Annotated in this window: 15 protein-coding genes and 4 pseudogenes; 6 read left to right on the top strand and 13 right to left on the bottom strand. The window is 41.4% G+C overall.

Annotation, left to right across the window (positions count from 1 at the left end):
* Positions 1 to 17 precede the first annotated feature (17 nt).
* From AC0L6R_RS14985 to AC0L6R_RS14945, 9 genes and pseudogenes are all read right to left on the bottom strand, one after another.
* The gene (locus AC0L6R_RS14985; protein WP_473271924.1) at positions 18 to 935 is read right to left on the bottom strand and encodes a glycosyltransferase family 2 protein; all 918 of its coding nucleotides are present in this window, start codon (positions 933 to 935) and stop codon (positions 18 to 20) included.
* Positions 936 to 938: 3 nt separating this feature from the next.
* On the bottom strand, positions 939 to 2,570 hold the full coding sequence (locus AC0L6R_RS14980; RefSeq protein ID WP_473271923.1) for a right-handed parallel beta-helix repeat-containing protein: 1,632 nt from the start codon (positions 2,568 to 2,570) through the stop codon (positions 939 to 941).
* 76 nt (positions 2,571 to 2,646) lie between these two features.
* Positions 2,647 to 3,141: pseudogene (locus AC0L6R_RS14975) on the bottom strand (glycosyltransferase family 4 protein); the annotation flags it as partial.
* Positions 3,142 to 3,254: 113 nt separating this feature from the next.
* A pseudogene (locus tag AC0L6R_RS14970) lies at positions 3,255 to 3,476 on the bottom strand (glycosyltransferase); the annotation flags it as partial.
* Between the two features lie 152 nt (positions 3,477 to 3,628).
* Entirely contained in the window at positions 3,629 to 4,846 is a 1,218-nt protein-coding gene (locus AC0L6R_RS14965) for an O-antigen ligase family protein (protein WP_473271922.1), read from the bottom strand.
* Positions 4,843 to 6,054: a glycosyltransferase family 4 protein gene (locus tag AC0L6R_RS14960; RefSeq protein WP_473271921.1), complete on the bottom strand. Its 1,212-nt coding sequence runs from the start codon at positions 6,052 to 6,054 to the stop codon at positions 4,843 to 4,845. The genes AC0L6R_RS14965 and AC0L6R_RS14960 overlap by 4 nt, the downstream gene beginning before the upstream one ends.
* Before the next feature lie 27 nt (positions 6,055 to 6,081).
* A complete protein-coding gene (locus AC0L6R_RS14955) occupies positions 6,082 to 7,152 on the bottom strand; it encodes a glycosyltransferase (protein ID WP_473271920.1) in 1,071 nt (356 codons plus the stop codon).
* Positions 7,153 to 7,157: 5 nt separating this feature from the next.
* Positions 7,158 to 8,102: a glycosyltransferase family 2 protein gene (locus AC0L6R_RS14950; RefSeq protein ID WP_473271919.1), complete on the bottom strand. Its 945-nt coding sequence runs from the start codon at positions 8,100 to 8,102 to the stop codon at positions 7,158 to 7,160.
* Positions 8,089 to 9,636, bottom strand: a complete 1,548-nt coding sequence (locus AC0L6R_RS14945) for a lipopolysaccharide biosynthesis protein (protein ID WP_473271918.1) — start codon at positions 9,634 to 9,636, stop codon at positions 8,089 to 8,091. Before AC0L6R_RS14945 ends, AC0L6R_RS14950 begins: the two co-directional genes overlap by 14 nt.
* 226 nt (positions 9,637 to 9,862) lie before the next feature.
* On the opposite strand from AC0L6R_RS14945, the gene AC0L6R_RS14940 reads away from it, so the two are divergent.
* The 6 genes from AC0L6R_RS14940 to argJ all read left to right on the top strand — a co-directional run bounded on the left by AC0L6R_RS14940 (position 9,863) and on the right by argJ (position 17,023).
* Positions 9,863 to 11,056, top strand: coding sequence for a polysaccharide pyruvyl transferase family protein (locus tag AC0L6R_RS14940; RefSeq protein WP_473271917.1), 1,194 nt, complete (start codon positions 9,863 to 9,865; stop codon positions 11,054 to 11,056).
* A 138-nt stretch (positions 11,057 to 11,194) separates the two neighbouring features.
* Positions 11,195 to 12,340, top strand: coding sequence for an ATP-binding protein (locus tag AC0L6R_RS14935; protein WP_473271916.1), 1,146 nt, complete (start codon positions 11,195 to 11,197; stop codon positions 12,338 to 12,340).
* 294 nt (positions 12,341 to 12,634) lie between these two features.
* Positions 12,635 to 13,447 carry an acetylglutamate kinase gene (gene argB, locus AC0L6R_RS14930; protein ID WP_473271915.1) on the top strand — a complete coding sequence of 271 codons (813 nt, stop codon included), beginning with the start codon at positions 12,635 to 12,637 and terminating at the stop codon, positions 13,445 to 13,447.
* Between the two features lie 6 nt (positions 13,448 to 13,453).
* Entirely contained in the window at positions 13,454 to 14,647 is a 1,194-nt protein-coding gene (locus AC0L6R_RS14925; RefSeq protein WP_283412283.1) for an aspartate aminotransferase family protein, read from the top strand.
* A gap of 1 nt (position 14,648) precedes the next feature.
* Entirely contained in the window at positions 14,649 to 15,692 is a 1,044-nt protein-coding gene (gene argC, locus AC0L6R_RS14920) for an N-acetyl-gamma-glutamyl-phosphate reductase (protein WP_473271914.1), read from the top strand.
* A gap of 119 nt (positions 15,693 to 15,811) precedes the next feature.
* Positions 15,812 to 17,023: a bifunctional glutamate N-acetyltransferase/amino-acid acetyltransferase ArgJ gene (gene argJ, locus AC0L6R_RS14915; protein ID WP_473271913.1), complete on the top strand. Its 1,212-nt coding sequence runs from the start codon at positions 15,812 to 15,814 to the stop codon at positions 17,021 to 17,023.
* Between the two features lie 65 nt (positions 17,024 to 17,088).
* Here the strand turns inward: argJ and AC0L6R_RS14910 are convergent.
* The 4 genes and pseudogenes from AC0L6R_RS14910 to AC0L6R_RS14895 form a co-directional block, all read right to left on the bottom strand.
* Positions 17,089 to 17,698: pseudogene (locus AC0L6R_RS14910) on the bottom strand (Uma2 family endonuclease).
* A gap of 76 nt (positions 17,699 to 17,774) precedes the next feature.
* Entirely contained in the window at positions 17,775 to 19,022 is a 1,248-nt protein-coding gene (locus AC0L6R_RS14905; protein ID WP_473271912.1) for an NAD(P)/FAD-dependent oxidoreductase, read from the bottom strand.
* An 82-nt stretch (positions 19,023 to 19,104) separates the two neighbouring features.
* A pseudogene (locus tag AC0L6R_RS14900) lies at positions 19,105 to 20,111 on the bottom strand (4-hydroxyproline epimerase).
* A gap of 167 nt (positions 20,112 to 20,278) precedes the next feature.
* On the bottom strand, positions 20,279 to 21,733 hold the full coding sequence (locus AC0L6R_RS14895; RefSeq protein WP_473271911.1) for an aldehyde dehydrogenase (NADP(+)): 1,455 nt from the start codon (positions 21,731 to 21,733) through the stop codon (positions 20,279 to 20,281).
* Positions 21,734 to 21,842 lie beyond the last annotated feature (109 nt).

Here is a 21,842-nt window from a genome sequence, read left to right as displayed (position 1 = left end):
TTCCTAGTGGGTTAAGGTTAGGAATGGCTCCAATAAGCCTTTGTCATAGATAGGGACTTGGAAAGTCCAAGTGGAAGGGAGCGGTAGTGCAGCCCCAGTTTATACCCAGCCAATTTCGCCCCAGTTGCAATCAGACATTTTGGGATCAGTAATGGATTATGCTTAAGTGTGTAGGTGAGTTCTGATTTGAGATATTTGAATCCTTCACTTTCTGCTCTGCCAAATTTCTCGAAGATCCAGCGGTTGTTGATATGAAATACTCCAATATCAAAATATCGCTTAAATTCTTCAATGGCTGAATAATCATGTGAATGGTATATTTTGGAATGCGAAAGGTATGCCAATTTCCATCCATTCAATAACATTTTCCCCGCAATCAATACATCCTCGCCTAAAATGGATCCTATTGGGAATCCATTGACTTCAAAAAAAGCTGTCTTACGATATGCAGCGAAGGAATTGGAGCAAGAGATAGTCCTAATTCCATAGCGATCAGCATCTTCCAAACTTCTAACCTTGGATTCAGAGGGATAATTAAACAGGCGTGCGTGGGTCTCTAAAACCTTGGCATTCTTATGGGGAAGCTGCCTACCATAGACCAACCCTAGTTCCTGATTCTCTGTAAAAGAATGAACCATCGATGAAATGGCATCTGGCTCTGCTAGAATTGCATCTTGCGTAAGAAATACAAAAATATCTGCATCGGGAAATGTCTCGGCAGCCATTTGGCGTGTACCTCCATGGTCAAAGTCCTTTTTGTCAATTTGAATTAAATCGCAAGTTTCCTCATTGATCAAATCCAAAGTACCATCGGTACTACCCGAATCGATGATTACCAATCTTGAAATAGGATAGTTTTGCATTGCCACACCAGCAAGTACCTCTTTCCACATCGGGCCGGCATTCAGTGTAGGAATAAAAAGATTGACTTTCATAGTTTAAAAATAAATTTCTGATACGTCTACTTCACCGTAATTAGCACTACCCGAAATGATTTTTTCCTTTCCGATCGACGCCTTTCCCTTTCCCACGAGAAGTACGGTTTCTGTATTTTCAATTCCTCTATACTCATTGCCTTCCAAAGTCAGTTGATTAGGATAATGACTTCGAAATGCCTGATTTTCCGCGCCTCCTAGGATTGATGTGATTTTGTTGTTTTTCACGACTAATTCCTTGGAGCTGTCGTCAAAAATAGCGGTGTTATACGATTTGATCTGATTGCCGATGAGCTGTACATTTTTAGCGGTTTTCCTGAGAATGATCGCTGATGCATTTTGACTGACAATTTCATTATTTTCAATTATTGCCCCATCAGCCTGCGTAATTAAAATAGCTGGGTTATTCGATTTATTCTCAATCTTATTGTCTTTCAATTCAACTTCCCCTTTCAAGTTTAGATTGAAGTTAGCATGTGAAAAGCTGTTGTTTTCTATGAAGAACTTATCGACACGAATACCATTTGGAAGGGAAAGAGAACCCAGCTCATTGTCCCGAAGATGAATTTTCTGAGCTTTTGTATTTGCGATCAAATTAATGCTGCTGAATCTATTTTTCTCTAGAAGCAATTCCTCTAAATCCAGCGTTATTTCAACTTGATTATCTGCCCAGTTTTCTTTCCCCAATATGACTCCACAGCTTTCCACGTAAATAGCAGGTCGGTTATTTCGGTATGCTTCATTTTTATAAATCAACACATTGGATACATTGATCAATGTAACGATTCCAGAGCCATCCGGAGTAGACTCACCCTTCACAAAACCATTTCCACACGTGATGTTTTTTGTAATCACACATTCTATATCCTTTGCTTTTTCTTTGGATCGGTTGTTAATGTCAATCGCATCGGAGGCATTTTCTTCCAAGATATTATAGGAGAAATTGTAATCTTTTTCTTTGCCGGTCTCGCCGAAGGCCACTTGTATACCCGACATTCCATTGTGGCGGATGACATTGTTGATGACTTCTACTTTGCGGCTACCGTGAATAAATACACCATTCTCACCGTTTTGATAAATCTCAGAATCATGTATGGAAATTGTATTACTAGACAGTATTCGAATACCTGTTCCCGGCTGATAGGTGTGAGTTTCGGTCCTAGGCATACCAAAATGATGAATCTTCGAATTGACTATCTCAATACCACTAGACTCAAAAGTCATAATGCCAGGATACGCTCTTAGCTTTGTCGAATCGCCAATTAGCTCGGTGTTATAAATTCGGATTTGATGGCTTTTTAATAGGTAAATGCCTTCATTTTTGGATTCGCCCCTCAAAGAAATTCTCACATCAATCACGCCTTGTCCGAGAATCAAGGGATTTGGTGAGTTTTGTTTCTCGATGGAATATTCACCCACTTTAACTGAAGGGTGATGTTTTAGAATTCCTTCTGCAAGAATATTCACGCCGGACTTAAGTAGGATGGTGCGAATCTGGTATTCACCTTCCGGGAAAAAAATAGTCTCACCTTCTTTTGCCTGATTAATCAGGGTCTGAATTGCCTCTGTCTGGTCCTTTTCGGAATCAGCCAATATACCAAAGTCAAGAACATTGGTGTACCCTCCAACTTGCAAAGAATCCGATTGGCAGATTCCTGTTAATGGTGAAGAAAAAGCAGAAATAATGAAAGGTAGTTAAGCATGGTTTGATTTAGGAAAGAATGGTGTCCCAAGTGGCTTTAGCAGTTTTTTCCCAGCTAAATTCCGGCGCCCGTTTCAATCCATTTACAACACATTCTACATAGAAATTCTCATCGTTGACCAATTTTTCTATGCCTTTTTGTATCGCAGAAACATCTTCAGGATCTACACAAAGTGCAGCTCCGCCAGCGACCTCAGGAAGGGAGCTAGTGTTTGAAGTCAAAACAGGAGTGCCCGACGCCATGGATTCAATGATAGGTAAGCCAAAGCCTTCCATTAGCGAAACAAATAAGGTAGCATGTGCGCCTTTGTATAGTTTCGGTAGTCTTCTATAAAACCCAAAAACCGAACCCTTTTTTGGATACCGAGACTGTTGATCAATGCCTCGAGCTCCGGATCCTCGTTACCAGAAAGAAAAAACATAAAGTCGTTCGGGATCCTTGCCTTTGCAAAAGCAGTTAGCATGGCCGGTACATTTTTGTTTTTGCGCCGGTTTCCCACATATAAAAAATAGGGGCGGGCGCTTTCGTATTCCTCTTCATTTTGCAGAAAGTGGTTATCCACTCCATTATAAATCACTTGAATCAAGCTTTCGGGAATTCCAAGAATTTCTACCAGCTGCTTTTTGCTGAAATGAGAAACAGTAATGATTTTCTTAGCTTTTGGCGCCAGCCTAGCTATCACCTGCTCGTAATAAATCTTGTGCAGCTTTGAATAGTAAAATAAATGCATCAAATCATGCACGGTGAAAATAAATGGCGTTTTCGAGAAAGCAGGAGGCATAAAGGACGGACTGTAGAAAACATCAGCATTTGATTTCTTTATTTCCTCACCTAGCATCAAAGGGGAAAGTAAACTCCCCAAGCCCATTTTGCTCTTTACAAATTCACAGTTGGCTTCCACTGGAGCAAGCTTCATTACCTCGTGATACAGTCTACCGATTCCTGTATTACCCGCCCAGCGGCTATCGATCAATATCTTTTGTTGTCGATTCATAGGCTTATTTGGACTTTTTTGAAATTGATTTCCTTGAAGGAGCCGATGAGAAATATTAGGCAGAAGTACATCACCAGATCGTTGTCATAGCCGGAATACAAAATCATCATAATGGCTAAAACAGGTAGAAAAAGAGCAACCCACAGTTTAGAATTGTCCATTTTGCGCCAGCACTCCCGTATAAACCAGAATATAAAGGCGGTGAAGGAAATAAACCCAACCACACCTAACTCCAGATAAGCGGACATAAATGTATTGTGAATGTGAGGTTCGCCTCTGTAAAATTCCGCATTTTCTCCAAGGAATTCTGGAGCGCTTAGAAATCCATTTCCAAAGGGTGAGATAGAGTTAAAATTCTGGATGAAGGCCTTCCAATAGACTAACCGGATGCCCATGCCGTCATTGGATGAGGTCAAAGAATCTATTCGAATAACTTTCTGAAGTACAAAAGGAAGGGCAAATGCCACTAAAACGAGCATAGCGATTTTCCATTTTTTTCCTATGGAAATCCAAATAAGAAAGAAAACTCCAAAAATTAGAGCAACTATAGGCGTGCGGGAAAGGCTTAGAAAGGCAACTAGGAATACAAAAAGGATTCTCCAGGCCGACAGCTTATTTTTCAAAACCACTGGAATACAGATAAATACAAATCCTATAAGGGCGATGCGCGCACCGAACATGTTTTTATCGTCCAATCCCCAATAATATAGCGAGTCTCGATAAAGGGTGCTCGCTTGTCCAGATGATTCACTCCCGGTGATTAATTTGAAATCGTATGCCTGATGATAAATGAGAAGTTGCACAAGTGATAGTGCTAAAACAGCCAGCAAAACTGTATCTAACCTTTTTATTATTGATTCATTGTCTTGTGAGTTCAGCCAATTGATAGCAAAAAAGAGGAAAGAGAAATTGATCAGTAGCTTTATAATATTGGTAAAAGCTAGGGGCTGCCCTGGATAAGTTATCAAATAGCTGATTACTGCGTAGGAGCTGAAAACGGCCAGAGCGATTGACCAATTTGGGAATTTAATCTGAGGCGTTTCTCTGTAAAAAAAGAAGCAACTCACCAGAAAAAATACCGGGTAAACTTTTACCGGAAGGAACATGGAGATCAGCGATAGCAAAAAAAGGGTTTCCGCAATGGAAATTGCTTTCCAAGGATGTCCTTCAAAGGTCGAAGTCTGATTTTTCAATGTAATTTCCGGTGTGCTCATTTTGAAAAAACAGTTAGTGGTTTTTTCAATGCTTCTTTCAAAACAGTCTCATATTCCCCGATCAAGCGATCCGCATCCAAAATAGAAGCTACAGATTCCCGAGCAGCTTGACTAAACTGATTGTAAAGATGTGGCTCAAAATAGATCTGTCGCATCACCGCGCTCAAAGAACCCGGTTCGCTGTCATAACAATAAAGCCCATTGATTCCGTCCTTTACCGTTTCCTGAAGTCCTCCTCTTTTGTTTGCGATCACCGGAACATGGTTTGCCAAGGCCTCGATAGCCACCATGCCGAGCGGTTCTTCCCAGAGTGATGGGACTATCAATACATCGATTTCTGCTAGAAATTCGGTGGAATTCATATAACCTACAAACTCAATATTCGCTCCGGAGGTAATTTCTTTCAGATGTTTTTCGTATTCCGAGTCCCCTTTTCCAGCAATGCTCAAGTTAGCATCGAAGTCTAAGGTCTTGAATTGTTCGATTAGCCATTCCAATCCCTTGACTTTAGATAGAGTGCCTAAGTAGCCGTATCGAATTGGTTGCTCAGATTTTCTAGGAGCTTTTGCAGATGGGTTTGGAATTGTTCGTGTGTTGTAAATAATGTTTTTGGAAGCACGCGAGAAGTAGCCGAAATCAATAAAACGCTGCAAAATGCTATTGCTGATACCTACTACTGCAGACACTTGGGTTGACTTTTCAGCGTGATTGCTTCGCAAAAGTTTACAGCTCAAACACTGATTTTCGCAGGTTTGCTCATTCTTGAACATGTTACTATTCGGACAAAGCAAATACAGATCGTGTAGCACCTGAACGATTGGGATTCCGGCATGGTGTATTGGTTCCCAGACTGCCGCAGACCAACCTGCGAGGTTGTGACAGGAGACAATATCTGGTTTTTCAGCATCTAGAATCGTTTTTACTACCCTAGCCATTTTTTCGTTGGACTGGTCCTGATAGTGCCAATTAAGCTTTACTAACTTGTTTTTCTTCGTTTTGGAATAAGGCCAATACCCGTTTTGCAAACCAGCCCTATATACTTTTACTCCATCAACATGCTCCATCTTCAGACCTGGTTCAGGCATTAGACTCAGGACTAGGACTTCATGGCCAAGAGATTTCATTCCCTCCACGATCAGCTTTAGGGAAATCTCCGCTCCTCCTTCGATGAGTGGGCTATAGAGAGAGTTGATGTATAGTATTTTCATTGAGTTCGACTAGCTGAAAAAAGTGTTTTAATTTAGAAGGCTTTCATATAGCTCGATAAGGCTATTAGTTACGACTTGTTTACTGTTTTTCTTTAAAACCAAATCTCTCATTCTATGGCCATTTTCGATCAGAGAATTGGGGTTAGTTTGATGAAGTGTTACTGCTTTGAGAATCTGCTTTTCCAGAGCTTTCAAGTGCTCCGACTCCTGCTCGTAACTATAATTAAAAACATCATCTCCTGCATTCAAGTCAGCAATAGTGCCAATTCTGGGACAGATGACGGTTCTTCCATAAGAAAAAGCTAGAATGACAGTTCCGGAGTTCAGGCTACTTTCCAAGGAATAAGGAAGTATCAATAAATCGGATTGATGAATATGGCTTGGTAATTCAGCGTCCGGAATGAATTTCAATTCCAGAGAAATATTGGGCGCTTTCTCTGCCAACTTCTGCAGTTTCACCCGATAAGCTTCAGAATTTGGATTGCCGGCAATGGTTAAGTGAACTGAATCTGAAAAACCTTTCACCACTTCGATCAGCAACTCTATGTTTTTATAAGGTTTGATTGCACCGATGAAAAGTAGCTTCAACTTTTCTTTCTTATTCTCAGTACTTTCTGGCAGAATTTGCCCATATACATCGACAAAATCAGGATGCGGAATATGGACGATTTTTGCGTTCAGATTTGGGTATTGACTGCGCAAAATATCTCTGCTCACCTCAGAATGTATTACAATGGCATCTGCTTGTGAGACGATTTTTCCGGTTAATACCCGACTTAGCTCCCCGGATTTCTTCTCGTGAGAAAGCCTGTTGTGCATCGTCCAAACCAATTTTTTCTTCCCAAATTTTACAGCAGCTAGCACTACTAATTTTCGAAAGTAACTTTTCCACATACTGGTAGCACTGCTGTCATCCAGATTTTCAAACCAATTCAGATGAAGCAATTTGATGGATTGATAATGCTTTATTGAAGAAAGAAAATCATCCAGTCTGTTCACGTCATACCCATGCTTTTCCAGTCCATTGACCAGAATAGCGATGTATTGATTTTCCTTGTTTTCGCAGGGATTGAAGATGATTTTAGTATGTGAATCCATATCCATTAAGAGCGATTTGAATTCATGCTTTTCGCCAGCGCTACTCCTATGTCCTTGATCGACAAGCCGAATTTGTCCCGTGCATTCATCCAGGTTTTGGCTTTTTCGAATGGATTACTACGCATGGAAAGCATCATTGTGTACAATTTCTTGTCATGCATGTATTTGTCCTTTTCCTTCAGTAAATGCTGATAAATCACTTTTTCTGAGGGATGTGGAGGATTATCTTTCATGAATTCGCTAAGCCACTCTGAATAATCCACGTCCGCCATCATCTTGTGCAGGTCATTTCCTGTGGAAGTGATGGAAAGTCGGTTGCTTCTGTATTCAAAAACAGGTTTGTTCGAGTGAGCAATTCCTTTTTCTGCAGATGCGACGAAGGCGGTGATATCATCCGAACCCCAGGCGAGTGGAAGTTTGTAAAAACCGCCTTGGGATTTTAGCGTGGAAGAATTATATAGATAATCTGAAATGTAATTTGAGCGCAACTGGCGCAAGCGATGCCATATCGAGTCATAGACATATTCGAAAGCCGGAAGGGCTGGTGTCAGCACTACGTCATTTCCATCGTCATCAATGATCTTGCTTCGACAATGGTACACGTTTAAGTTTGGATACTGTGAAATCAACTTTTCAAACTCGGCCAAATAATCTGCCGCTAAACGGTCATCATCACCCATTATGACGATATATTCCCCAGTGGCAAGGGCTAGGCATTTATTCCAATTGTCCACCAAATCATAAGCACCAACATTCTTTTCGTTCTTGAAATAGCGGATTCTAGGATCCTGATTTTTCAGCGAAATTTCGTCTATTGGCTCCGGTGAGCAATCATTTAAAATGATCAGTTCGAAGTCCTCAACTGTCTGCGCAAGTATGCTGTCAATGCATTCTTGCAGGTATTTGCTCTTGTAAGCAGGAATACAAATCGAAAATTTATTCTTGCTCATTGGATACTTTTCTTTTCAAAAGTTTGGTGCGGAGAAATTCAATATCCGCTGATTTGATGATAAACAGAAAATGGAATGCGGCAAAAACCGTAGTGAAAATGGCTGATCTGATGATCATTCCCAGAATTCCTGTCGGCATCTCTATCCATTTCTCCAATCCAAAGGCAACTGCAAATGCGATCACAGCTCCTAGGACCGAAGGGGAAAAAGCACTGAGAAATATTTTCTTACTATCTAGCTTTAGCACTTTAGGAATATAATAAATATAGAAGAAACCGATCTGTATTAGCATGTAAGCCAAGTAACCGATTACTGCAGCGCCGACATTCAGTGTGGGTGCGAGGATAATGGTAATCGGCAAAGAAAGTATGCAGGCAGTTGCGGAAGAGTAAATAAGGAAGCGGGTTTTACCTGAGGATAGGACCAGACTCGCCACCGGAGTATTGTGCATATTGAGCAGCACAGTGAGTAACCAAATGTTCAGCCATACCGCCAAATGGAGGTAATCTTTCCCCATATAGAGGAGAAGAATAGCTTCAGAATTCAGCACAAGGAGAAAAACAATAAAACTTAGAAAAATTGAAATAAAGCGAGTGGCTGTAAAGACCATTTTCTCCATTTTAGGATGATTTCCCTCTTGGTAGACTTTGGAAGCCGAAGGTAGAAGCACCTGCAAGAAAATTGTTCCAAAGGAAATGATGAGCATCGCAATCGTCTGAATTACACGATAATCTGTCAACACATCGATGCCCGAAGCAAATTTGGCTAGCAAAATAGGTCGAAGTTCATTTGCAGTGAGTTGGAATAAACCCATCAAAAAGATCGCGGAACTGTAGCCAATAATCTCCCTGAAAATTTTTCCATCCCATTTCGGAGTAAGCAATTGCCCTAAGGGAATTGGGAAAACTCTCAGTTTTAAAATATTAAGCGGAATCGGGACAAGGGTAGAAATGGTATAGAACAGAAAATACACCGGCAGCGACCATTTGAACTGTATGGCTGCGATAGCCACAAGGAAATTAAAAACACTACTGACTACTGTCACCCGATTCACATATCCCAGCTCATCCTTCGCACTGAGCAGCTGAATGATCACATTCGAAAGCCAGTTTAATACTGTACTTGCTGAAAGTATGTACATCATGATCCTGTAAGTCGGAATCTGATCAGGTTTGAGGTTGAAGAAAAACTGGCCGTAATTGGCCATAAACATGAAAATCAAGGCGTTAATGAGGCCAATGGTTCCATAGAAAATTATGCTGGAGCGTGATGCTTTCCCAATATTTTCCCAGTCGGATTTCGCTTCCCACATGGAGAAAAAACGGACTGATCCCACATTCATCCCCAAATCCATTAATCTTAGATAAGCATTGAGCGAGAAAGCCAAGGCAATCAATCCGTAGTCGGCTTTGCCATAATAGCCCACCAACAGAGGGATGGTCACGAACTTGGCAGCGGCATCGAGAATTTTGGCTAAAATCCCCCAGACTGAACCTGAAAAAATACGATGGACTGCAACTGGTTTGGAGCTCAAAATAGTCTTTTAATGATTTTGTACTGAATTTACGTCCATCTTACCAAAAATAGTTCCTCAGCTTAATTTCTCTGGATTTAAAATCAAGTATCTTTTTTGCAAGTAGTTCGTCGAACTTCTTCAAGAGACCTTTGGCAGATGAAAAATTCAATGCGCCTAAGCGCTCGAGGTTCAGTTTTATCGGCTGTGGACTATAGTCTATGGACAATTGACTAAAATGAAAAACATGACAAAAGTCTTAATTATAGGTGCCTTCGACCGCTACAACTATGGGGATTTGCTTTTCCCTTTGGTGATCGAGCGGCAATTGAGCTCATATGGCAAGGATTTCGAATTTGAATATTTTGGTTTGGTAGAGAGTGATCTTTCCAATGTGGGAGGATTGCCTACTAAAGGGCTACAGGAATTTTATAAGAAATGTAGTGATCCTTCCAATCCGGTTCACGTGATTATCGCAGGTGGCGAGGCATTGGGCGTGACGTGGAATTCCCTGTTTGCAGCGCTTAATCCTTTATTTCAGCGCATCAATAAAAGACATGTGCGAGTCAATAAATTGTTGGATTTAAATGCCTGGACCAAAAAAATTCTGAAGGGAAAGACTACGCTTCCTTTTGTTTTTGATAAATCTGATTTTGCTGGAGTGCAGTCGGTGACCTTGAATTCTTTGGGCGGATCTGGTTTAAGTGCCGCTACCTTTGAAAAGTATGATTTCTTAAAAGAGAAATTGCAGAATGCAGATTATTTCGCTGTGCGAGATCAATTAACGGTGGATAACTTGAAGAGAAACGGTCTGAGTGCTAATCTTTTTCCAGATTCTGCGATTTTGATGTCTGAGTTTTATCCTTTGAATTTTCTCCATAAGAATGTGACTCAGAACGTCGCTGGGTATGTGGCAGAGCACTCTGGAAAGTATGTTTTTGCTCAAATAAATAAGAAAACTACCAGAGGGCATGAACAGACTATCGCGGATGGTTTGGATGAGATTTATCAAAAAGGGAATACTGAAATCTGCCTATGTCCTATAGGAAAAGCTTTGGATCATGACGATCATGAGGCGTTGCAGGAGATAGGAGCACTTTTGAAAAGCCCATACACCTATTTTGATGCGGATAATATCTGGGACATTATGTACCTGATCGCAAACTCAAAGTGTTATGTAGGTACGAGTTTGCATGGGGCGATTACGGCGTTGAGCTATGCTGTACCGCATGTAGGCTTAAAAGTAGAAAAGCTAGGTGCATATTTGGCAACCTGGGGTTTGAAGGGGAATCAGCGCTCCGTAGAATTTTCGGAGATTTATGAGCAATTCAAAGTGGCGACAAATGCCACTAAGGAAGAGCTGGAAGCATCAAGAGCTCTTCAACTTACAGAGATCAAAAAGGGTTTTGATAAGATGGTGAAGGTATTGGAGTTAAATTAAGAGCGGTTTGTACTGGTTTTAAATTATTTCAAACTAAACTACATCCGTGATTTTTGTGATTACAATCACAAATAATAGCTATATTTTGTGATTGCAATCACAAAAGTTATATTAAATTTGTGATTCATATTCTTAACTATGTCACAAACTGCGATAAATAGAAACATTCTCCCTTCCATTAAAGAGCGTTTGTTCCGAAACAAAGCGATCCTGATTTTGGGGCCTAGGCAGGTTGGGAAAAGCACGCTTTGTGAAAAGTTATTGGAGGGAACCGGCCATACTTGGCTGTATCTAAATGGAGATGAGGCGGATGTGAGGTCTGAACTAACAGACACTACTGCTTCTCGGTTAAAAAATTTGTTGGGGGATCATAAGATCCTGTTTATTGATGAAGCGCAGCGAATTCCCGGCATAGGTATAACACTGAAAATAGTCGTAGATCAGCTCAAAGATGTGCAAGTTATTGCTACAGGTTCATCGGCATTTGACTTGGTGAATTTGTCGAATGAGCCTTTGACCGGCAGAAAATTTGAATTCTTTCTATTCCCTCTAAGTTTTGGAGAAATGGTAAATCATCATGGCTTATTGGCTGAAAAACGCCTGATCGAGCATCGTATGATTTATGGCTATTATCCAGAAATTGTGACGCATGCTGGTGAAGAAAAGGAGTTATTAAAACTTCTGGCGGGAAGCTATCTCTACAAAGATTTGTTGATGCTGGAACAAATCAAAAAGCCAAATTTACTTGAGAAATTGCTTAAAGCTCTGGCGCTTCAGCTTGGCAGTGAAGTTAATTACCATGAGTTAGGGCAATTAGTCGAAGCTGATAAGACCACCGTAGAAAAATATATAGATCTGCTGGAAAAGGCCTATGTCATCTTTAGGGTTCCCGCGTACAATAGAAATATAAGAACTGAATTAAAGAAGGGGAAGAAAATTTACTTCTATGATTGCGGGATCAGAAATGCGATTTTAGGGAACTTCAATCCTTTTATAAACAGGACAGATGTGGGGCCGCTATGGGAAAATTACTATATCGTAGAACGGATGAAGTATCAGGCATATAACAACTCGGATGCTAACTATTATTTCTGGAGAACTACGGCACAGCAGGAAATTGATTTTATAGAAGAGTCAGAAGAAGGTATGAAAGCCATAGAATGTAAGTGGAGCGAAAAATCCAAAGCCAGATTTCCCTCTACATTTACAGCTGCATACCCTGAGTCAACCCTAGGCCTAGTTACTCCTAAAAATATTGAAGAGATGTTAGGGTTTGAAAGATAGGTTTTTACTGCAAACCTGCCAGCTTGTCACCCTTTCGTACCAAAGAATTATTTGTCGTTTGACTTTTAAGAGTTTTAAGTTTCATTATTCTAACAACATTCCGCCAATCTGCGAAATATCCTCTTTCGGTACGAAGGTTGTTTTAAAAATGTCAGGTTAACTAAGTTAAACCTGTATTTATCAAGTTATCAACATTAAAAAGCTGTAATTCAATTCTGATTTGTTTCCATTTCTGTCCCTCCACACGGGAGAGCCAGCTTCGGAAAAAATCAATTTAATATAAAAATAGTAGAAATGTCTAAGCAAAGAATTCTCATCAAATATGGTGGGAATGCGATGATCAATCCCCAGTTGCAGCAAGAAATTGCAGCACAGATTTTTAAACTTCAGGAAGCGGGATTTGAAGTCATCATGGTACACGGCGGTGGACCATTTATTAATAAAGCACTGGAAAAAGCAGCCATCAAATCACAATTCGTGGATGGCCTCAGAGTGACGGAAGCCATTGCTTTCGCAGAAATCCAAAAAGCTCTGATCGGAGAAGTCAATGCAGACTTAATCTCCACACTTAATGAAAATAACTTAAAAGCTGTCGGTCTTTCCGGTAAAGACGGAGGGATGGTGCTGGCGAAAAAATATCAGCACAAAACTGCTGATGGAAGTATAGCAGATTTGGGTTTGGTAGGTGAGATCACACGTATAGATGATAAACTTATCAATTTGCTTTGCGAAGCAGGCTATGTGCCCGTAGTTGCTTGTGTGGCTGATGGCCTAGATGGAAATTCTTATAATATTAACGCAGATACCTTTGCCGGGAAACTTGCGGCAGCGGTAGACGCTGATCAGCTTATTGTCCTCACTGACGTGGATGGACTTTTCCTCAATTATCCTGATCCTGCATCGATCATCCGCGAACTCAATGAAAGCGCTGTAAATGAACACATGGGATCGACGATTCAAGGCGGAATGATCCCTAAAATTCAATCTTGTATGCTGGCTTTGCAGGAAGGAGTGAAAAAAGCAATCATTCTAAATGGCACCAAGCCTGAGCAGATTGCACAGTATGTGATTGAAAATAAGCAAATTGGAACCACTTTGACCCTATAAAACACTATGACAAATCAAGATTTATACACCAAAGACAGAGAGAATTACTTACCCACCTTTAATCGCTTTCCATTAGCTTTTATCAAAGGCAAAGGAAGTCGGCTTTGGGATGCAGATGGGAAAGAGTACATTGATTTATTGGCTGGTATAGCCGTGAATAACGTTGGACATTGCCATCCTAAAGTCGTGAAAGCGATTCAGGAGCAAGCAGCTCAATTGATGCATATTTCTAACTTTTTTGTGAGTCCTCAGCAAGTTGCGCTGAGCGAATTGCTGGTGAAAATCTCAGGATTGGATCGGGTTTTCCTGACCAACTCGGGAGCGGAATCTGTGGAAGGCGCGATCAAAATTGCCCGCAGATATGCCCACAAACATGGAAAAGGTGGAAAAGTGATTTCCATGCATAATTCATTTCACGGTAGAACTTTAGCTACTATCGCTACAGGTCAGGAGAAATATCAACAAGGATTTGGGCCTATTCCAACTGGATTTGCTCAAGTTCCTTTTAATGATCTTGCAGCTGTGGAAGCTGCGATTGATAACGAAACTGCGGCAGTGATTGTTGAGCCTATCCAAGGTGAGGGAGGAGTTGTTCCTGCGGAAAAAGCGTATCTGCAAGGGTTGAGAAAGCTTTGTGACGAGAAGGGAATACTCTTGATTTTTGATGAGATTCAATGTGGCATTGGCCGAACAGGAAAATGGTTTGCCAAAGACCATTTTGGAGTACAACCAGATATCATGACTTTGGCCAAAGGCCTAGGTGGAGGAGCTCCAATTGGAGCAGTTCTATGTAATGAGAAGGTGGCAAGTGCTATTGAGTTTGGCGATCACGGAACGACTTTCGGAGGAAATCCATTGGTTGCAGCTTCAGCGATAGCGACTATTGAGGTGATCAATGAGGAGCAGCTTTGCAAAAGAGCGAGTGAAACAAGCGAATGGTTGCAAGGGAAGCTGGCTGAATTGATCGCGAAGCATGAGGAGCTGGAGTCTGTAAGAGGATTAGGTCTCATGCTTGGAGTAAAAATGAAATCCGAAGCTAAGCCATATGTTTTGAGATTACTCGAAGAAGGAATTGTCGCCAATGCTACCGCAGGAAATATTTTGAGACTCGTACCGGCATTGAATATCAGCAGAGAGGAGCTGAATATTTTCTTAGAGAAACTTGACGAAATTTTAACCGAAACCCCTGTATCCGCCTAATATGAGCACGCAAAAATTAAAAGTAGCCATAGTTGGAGCATCTGGATTTACAGGTTCTGAGTTGGCGAGATTACTCCTGAATCACGAAGGAGTTTCTATAGAAATGATCACTTCTGAATCACACGTGGGCAAGCCATTTTCTGATTTGCACCCGCAGTTTGTGGATAGATTAGATATTCCTTTGGTAAGTGCAGAGGAAGTGAGTAATAAAAATTTGGATGTGATTTACCTGGCTTTGCCTCATGGGGTTTCCATGGATTTTGTGGCAAAATGGAAGGATTCAGGAGCGAAGATTATTGACCTTTCTGGTGATTTTAGACTTTCTACCAAGGAAGTTTACGAAGAATGGTATAACAAAAAGCATAGCTACCCGGAAGGATTTGCTACAGCAGTATATGGTTTGCCAGAGCTTTTTGCTGATAAAATCAAGTCTGCAAATCTCGTTGCTAACCCAGGTTGCTATCCAACAGCATCTATTTTAAGCATGGCTCCGCTTTTTGCGAAGCAGCTGGTCGAAGAAAAATCTCTGATCATCGATGCAAAGTCGGGTCTAACGGGAGCCGGGATTAAGGCGAGTGCTACGACACATTTTTCTAATGTCAATGAGAATTTCAAGGCTTACGGCATCGCTGGTCACAGGCATACAATAGAGATTGAAGAGCAATTGGGTGGATTGGCAGGTAGCCAAACTGCGGTTCAGTTTACTCCGCATTTATTACCTGTGGATAGAGGTATTTTGGTGACAGCTTATGCCAAAATCAAAGGCGAAATGAATCAGGCAAAATTGACGGAGATCTACCGTGATTTTTACCAAGACAAGCCATTTGTAAGATTGAGGAATCAAGCTCCAGGGATCAAAGATGTGCGCGGAAGTCATTTTTGCGATGTGTTTCCAGTTTGGGATGCTAGGACTGAGCGTGTGATTGTGATCTCGGTAATTGATAACTTGCTAAAAGGCGCAGCTAGTCAGGCGGTTCACAATATGAATTTAATGTTTGGTTTGTCAGAGGCAGAAGGGTTGAACCAAGTGCCATTAAAACCCTAAGGAGACGGAAGACCGATATAGGTGACCGAAGTCGCCCAGATGCTAGCGTTAAGCTGCTTTTATGATTAGTTAGTTTGCGGGCAATAAAGAGGATGTAAATAATCTTAATTTATAAATAGATGATCAAAAATATAACAAACGTACGCGGCATTAAATGCTGGGGTGCGCATACTGGGGTAAAATCCATGAAAAGGGATTTGGCTATTATTTATTCAGAGGTTCCAGCAGCTGCTGCTGGTACATTGACCCAGAATAAAGTGCGTGCAGAGCCTATCAAAATAACAGAGAAAAACCTTGAAAACAACCGAGCTCAGGTAATCATCTGTAATGCAGGTAATGCCAATGCCTGTACAGGAGACCAAGGACGCGAAGGCGCAGAGGCAATGGTTCGCACGACTGCTGAGGCTCTGGGGATTCCTGAAGAAGATGTGATTGTAGCCTCTACAGGTATTATCGGAGTGGAATTTCCTACCGAAGATGTAGTGGAAGGTCTGAAAGTCAATATTCCAAAACTAAGTGGAGAAATTAAGGCTGGGTCCTTTGTGGCTAATGCCATTTTGACGACAGATACTTTCGCAAAGGAAGGATTTATTGAGTTTGAATATGAAGGAGTAAAGATCAATATGGGTGGTGTCGCCAAGGGGTCAGGAATGATTCATCCAAATATGGCAACCATGCTGGCTTTTGTGGTAACGGATTTTAATATTGATGAAAAACTATTGCAAGAGGCTGTTTCCTATTGTGTGGATAGGTCTTTCAATATGATCACCGTAGATGGAGATACTTCTACAAATGATATGGTAGCTGTGATGGCAAATGGACTAGCCGGTAATAGAAAGGTGAATAGTAAAGACGATCCAGGGTATGAGATTTTCTTGGAGAAATTATTGGAAATCTTAACTCACCTAGCAAAGCTCATCGTGTCCGATGGTGAAGGAGCTTCCAAGTTTATCGAATATAGAGTGACTAATGCTAGAACTGAGGGGATTGCCAGAACTATAATTCGAGCCATATCGGATTCCACTTTGGTGAAAACTGCTATGTTTGGACGTGACCCGAATTGGGGTAGAATTATAGCAGCAGCAGGTAATGCAGGCGTTTCATTTAACTATAAGAAGGTGAATCTGTTCATTGGCGATCAAAACCATCTGGTTCAGGTCTTGGATAAAGGGAATCCTGTAAATTTTGAGAAGTCTTACATGAAAAAGCTTCTTCGTGAATCTCACATACGAGTTAAACTCGAACTTAATACAGGTGATGAAGAAGGTATAGGTTGGGGATCTGATTTAACCACGGATTATGTGATGTTCAATTCAGTTTATACGACTTGATAAGTATTTTCCTAAGGGTTAAAAGTTATCCTGCTTCTCCTGAAGCAGGATTTTTTTATGTGCTTCTAATCAATTTTCTCAAAAAACGCTTCTAGGTCTAGCTCAAAACCGGGGATGCAGGCTGAGCTTATTATATCACCATGAGAAAAGAGTCGCGAAGGCTGATATCTTCCATCTATTAAACTATAAATTATCATGGTCTCTTCAGATGGATGAATAATCCAGTATTCCTTGACACCGGACTCTTCATACACTTCATATTTGTTTCTTAACTCCTTCTTATTATTTCCTGGGGAAAGCACTTCTACTATCAGATCCGGCGCCCCGACACATCCTGCTTCATCCAATTTGGAACGGTCACAAACCACACAGACATCTGGCTGGACTACTGTGAATATGTCTTCATTCTTTATGGACTTAATGGGTAGGCGCACATCAAAAGGAGCGATAAATACTTCGCATGATTTCTTCTCCAGGAAGTTTAAAAGCTCTGAGCCTAATCGAAGCACAATTTTCTGATGCTTCATTCTTGGCGCAGCTGCAGGCAGAACGAAACACTTTACCCTTGATGAGTTCGACCATTTCATCAATCTCCCAAGTCAGATAGTCTGCATAGGAATATATGCCGTATTCTGTAAACGGCTCTTTTACAAGATCTTTCTCCTCAGAATCCATAGGAGCAATTTAATGAAATGGCTTGAAAAAAACAGTAACTATAAAAGTCCATCGAGATTCTTAAAACTCAAAGGGCTCACATGTACCTCCCCACTTCAAACCCTTTCAATTCCAAAGTGGTGTCTTTTTGCTGGTGCAATTCACTGATGATTTTTCCGGAAGCTGGAGCTAAACTTACACCCATCATCGAGTGCCCTGAGTTCACCATGACATTGGAGTAGCCAGGAGCAAAACCTATATAGGGAAGTCCATCAGGCGAGCAGGGTCTTAAACCTTTCCAAATTTTGTTTTCTTCAGGGAATTTGGCTTCAAACCCAGGGTAATAGCGATTGATGGATTCGAAGATTCCTTTCACGCGATTAAGGTTTATTTTTTGGTTAGTACCGGCAATTTCCATCGTTCCGCCAAAACGAATTTGCTGCCCATATGGACTTACGGCTACTTTCATCTCAGTGAGAATCGATGATTGCATGATCTCAGGCTTGTTTTCTTGTAGAAAAGAATACCCCTTTCCTCCCATCATAGGAAGAGTAAAACCTAAAAGATCAGCCAATTCTCCCGACCATGATCCTCCACAAAGAATTACTTTCTCTACTTCAATTTTTCCTTGATCTGTAAGTACAGCATTCACTGAGTTTCCACTTTTTTCAAAACCAGTGACTTGTGTATTTGGGAGAAAATTGACTCCTTTTTGTAGCAAGTAACTTTTCAGGAACCCATACAATTTCCCTGGGTCTAAATGTGCATCGCCAGGAAATCGAACAGCTCCACGTGCTTTTACTTCTAGGTTTGGTTCGAAGGTGCGAATGTCATCTGGAGTTAAAATATCAGCCTGTAAGCCATTTGCATTTGCCAGGTGTGCAAATTCAATTTCTTCCTTCTCAACTGCCTCAGTCTGATAGATCATCATCAATCCTTTCTCTTGCAAAGCAATCTGAGAGTCTGGATGCTCATCACGAAACTCCTGGTAAAGCGCCTTACTGAGTAAACTTAGATTTTTCAATACAGGAACAGATCGCTCCACATGCGCAGGACTAGAAGCTTTATAAAACTGGTAGCACCATTTCAGCAGTTTAGCATCAAGTCGAGGATGAATATAGAATGGGCTTTTGGAAGAAAACATCCAGGAAATACCCTTGCTAATCATGCCTGGAGCGGCCAAAGGAATTATATGGCTAGGTACGATCATGCCAGCATTGCCAGTGGAGCAATTCACCTGCATGTCGCCTTGATCAATTACTTGAACTTCAATTCCTTCTTTTTGAAGAAAATAGGCTGTAAAAAGGCCGATTACTCCGCCGCCGATGATGATTGTTGGTTTCATATTTTTGTACCAAGGTACCATGTACAAAGTACCAAGTCAAGTCACAAAGACATTGTACTTGGGACATTGTACTTTGTACAATTTAAATCACTTGGAATCCATGTACATAGGGATCATCGTCATCAAGAATGATGGTGTTATATCCGTAAACTTTTGCCCAGCCTTCTATACTTGGAATAATGGCTGGTTTACCAGCTATTTCTGTTTCTTCTTCTATTCTTCCGATGAATTTGGAACCAATGAAGCTCTCGTGAATGAAATCTTCTCCCGGTTTCAATAATCCTTTTGCATACCATTGAGCTAGACGAGCTGAAGTTCCCGTGCCGCAAGGCGAGCGGTCGATTGCCTTGTCACCGTAAAAGACCGCATTGCGAGCTGTACTCGTAGGATCGAGGGTTTTTCCAGTCCAAAGCACATGGGAAAGTCCTTTGATCGCGGGATGCTCAGGATGGACAAACTCGTATTTCTCATTCATCTTCTTTCGAAGAGAGCGAGCCATGGAGATCAATTGTTCTGCTTTGAAATGCTCCAGTCCAGCTAAAATTCTCCTGTGGATCCACGATGCAATAAAAGTTGCCACCATAAGAAACATCCACAGTCAATTTTCCCAATTCGTCAGATTCTATCTCCAAGCCCTCATTTGCGAGGAAGCTTTTGACATTCGTCAGCTTGACGGACTTGACTTTTCTGCCGTCTTGCTTGTACTCCACGAGAACTAATCCGGCGGGAGTCTCCAGTCTCAAGCTTCCCTGGAGTTTTAGGGTAAATCAATCCTTCCTCAATAGCAATCGTCACCGTGCCGATCGTACCATGTCCACACATGGGTAGGCAACCGCTGGTCTCAATAAATAGCACTGCTACGTCATTCTCAGGATTGTGTGGAGGGAAAAGCATCGACCCAGACATCATATCGTGACCTCGTGGTTCGAACATCAAACCAGTTCTGATCCAGTCTAAATTGTCTAGAAAATACTGTCTTTTTTCCAGCATATTGTCGCCTTTCAAAAAGGGAACTCCGCCCGAAACTACCCGCACCGGATTGCCACAAGTATGGGCATCGATGCAGGAGAAAGTGTGTCGTGTTGACATTTATTAATTCAAAATTTGAATATTGAAATAACTTGTCCGCCGTGGCGGATTGGAAAATTAGAGATCAAAGATCTCCCGACAGTACTTAAAATCCCGAAGGGGAATTTTTTGAATAGAAGATGAAGTTCCGGAAGACCCGTAAATCAAACTTCGTAATTCGTAATCCCTTAGATTTTCTCAACCGTGAACTTCCCGTTTATTTGTCTTGTGATTCCCAAAGGATTCCCGTCTTTCAATGCGTCTGGAAGCAAATCGGCTGGCATATCCTGAAAAGCAATTGGTCTGGCGAAGCGCTTAATTGCATGAGCCCCAACTGAAGTACTATTAGCACTCGTAGTAGAAGGGAAAGGTCCGCCGTGTTGCATTGCATATCCAACTTCTACTCCTGTAGGAACCCCAGTAAATAGCAATCGACCACATTTCTCCTCCAATAGATTGATCAGCTCCGGGTTTGCTTTTAGCTCAGATGAATCAGCCCAAATCGTAATCGTAAGTTGTCCATGAAGTTTTTTGGCTACTTCTATTAGTTGCGCTTCATTTTCATAGACTACCATCAAAGCAAATGAACCGAATACTTCCTGCTGGAATAGATCATCCGCAATCCAATCAGCAGCTTTGATCTCAGCCAAAGCTGGACTTACGTTTATCAAATGCTGAGCATCTGGCACTTTCACCCAATTCAGTTCTGAACGTGTTTTAAGAGTATCTATCGCAGAATAATATGAGCTCGCGATCCCTTCATGCAGCATTGGTGAGCCAGCAGCTCCTTGCAAAGCTTCAGCTACTGCATTCTCAAATCGACCTGCTAATTCTTTTGGTACAAAGATCAGCCCGGGGTTAGTACAAAACTGTCCCGCACCCAAAGTCAGGGAGCTCACATAGCTTTGAGCCAGAGGAACGAGTTCATTGGCTAAGCGCTGAGGGAAAGTGAAAACCGGATTGACAGAGCCCATTTCAGCATATACTGGAATAGGCTCGTCACGGTCGTTTGCTATATTAAAGAGAGATTTACCAGCACCGTATGAACCTGTAAATGCTACTGCTTTTGCCACTGGATGCTTAACGAGATCTTGTCCCATTTTCACTCCACCTTCTACATGTGTGAAGATCCCTTCAGGCAAACCAGATTTTTTGACTGCCTGAGAAATGCAATCGCCTACAAATTTTGAAGTATCTGGATGTGCTGGATGGCCTTTGTAAATCACTGGACATCCTGCCGCCAAAGCTGAAATAGTGTCGCCTCCAGCAGTTGAAAATGCCAAAGGGAAATTACTCGCGCCAAACACTACTACCGGTCCGATAGGGATCAGCATTCTACGGATATCCGCTTTTGGCAAAGGAGTTCTTGTTGGATCTGCTGGATCAATGGTCGCTTCCACCCAAGATCCTTCTCTCAGCTGGTTAGCGAAAAGCTTAATCTGACCGGTTGTCCGGCCTAATTCTCCATTAATTCTTCCCTCTGGAAGATTAGATTCTTTTACCGCCATCATTACAATCGCGCTTCGATTCTCTTCAAGTATTTCAGCAATTTTTTCTAGAAAATCCGCTTTTTTACTTCCTGAGAGATTTTTATACGATAAAAAGGCTTCTTGAGCAGCCGAGAAAATAAGATCGAGGTTCATAGGTTTGTAAGGTTTGATTGTTAAAAGATTAAAATGAATTAGACTGAATTGGGAAATGAAAGCTCACAATATCAATTGATTGACCCATGCGTTAACCTTCCCAAATGCC

Source organism: Algoriphagus sp. 10J20-15 (genome assembly GCF_055809615.1).
Note: the sequence above shows the minus strand (reverse complement) of the source record. Positions and strands in the feature narration are given on the sequence as shown.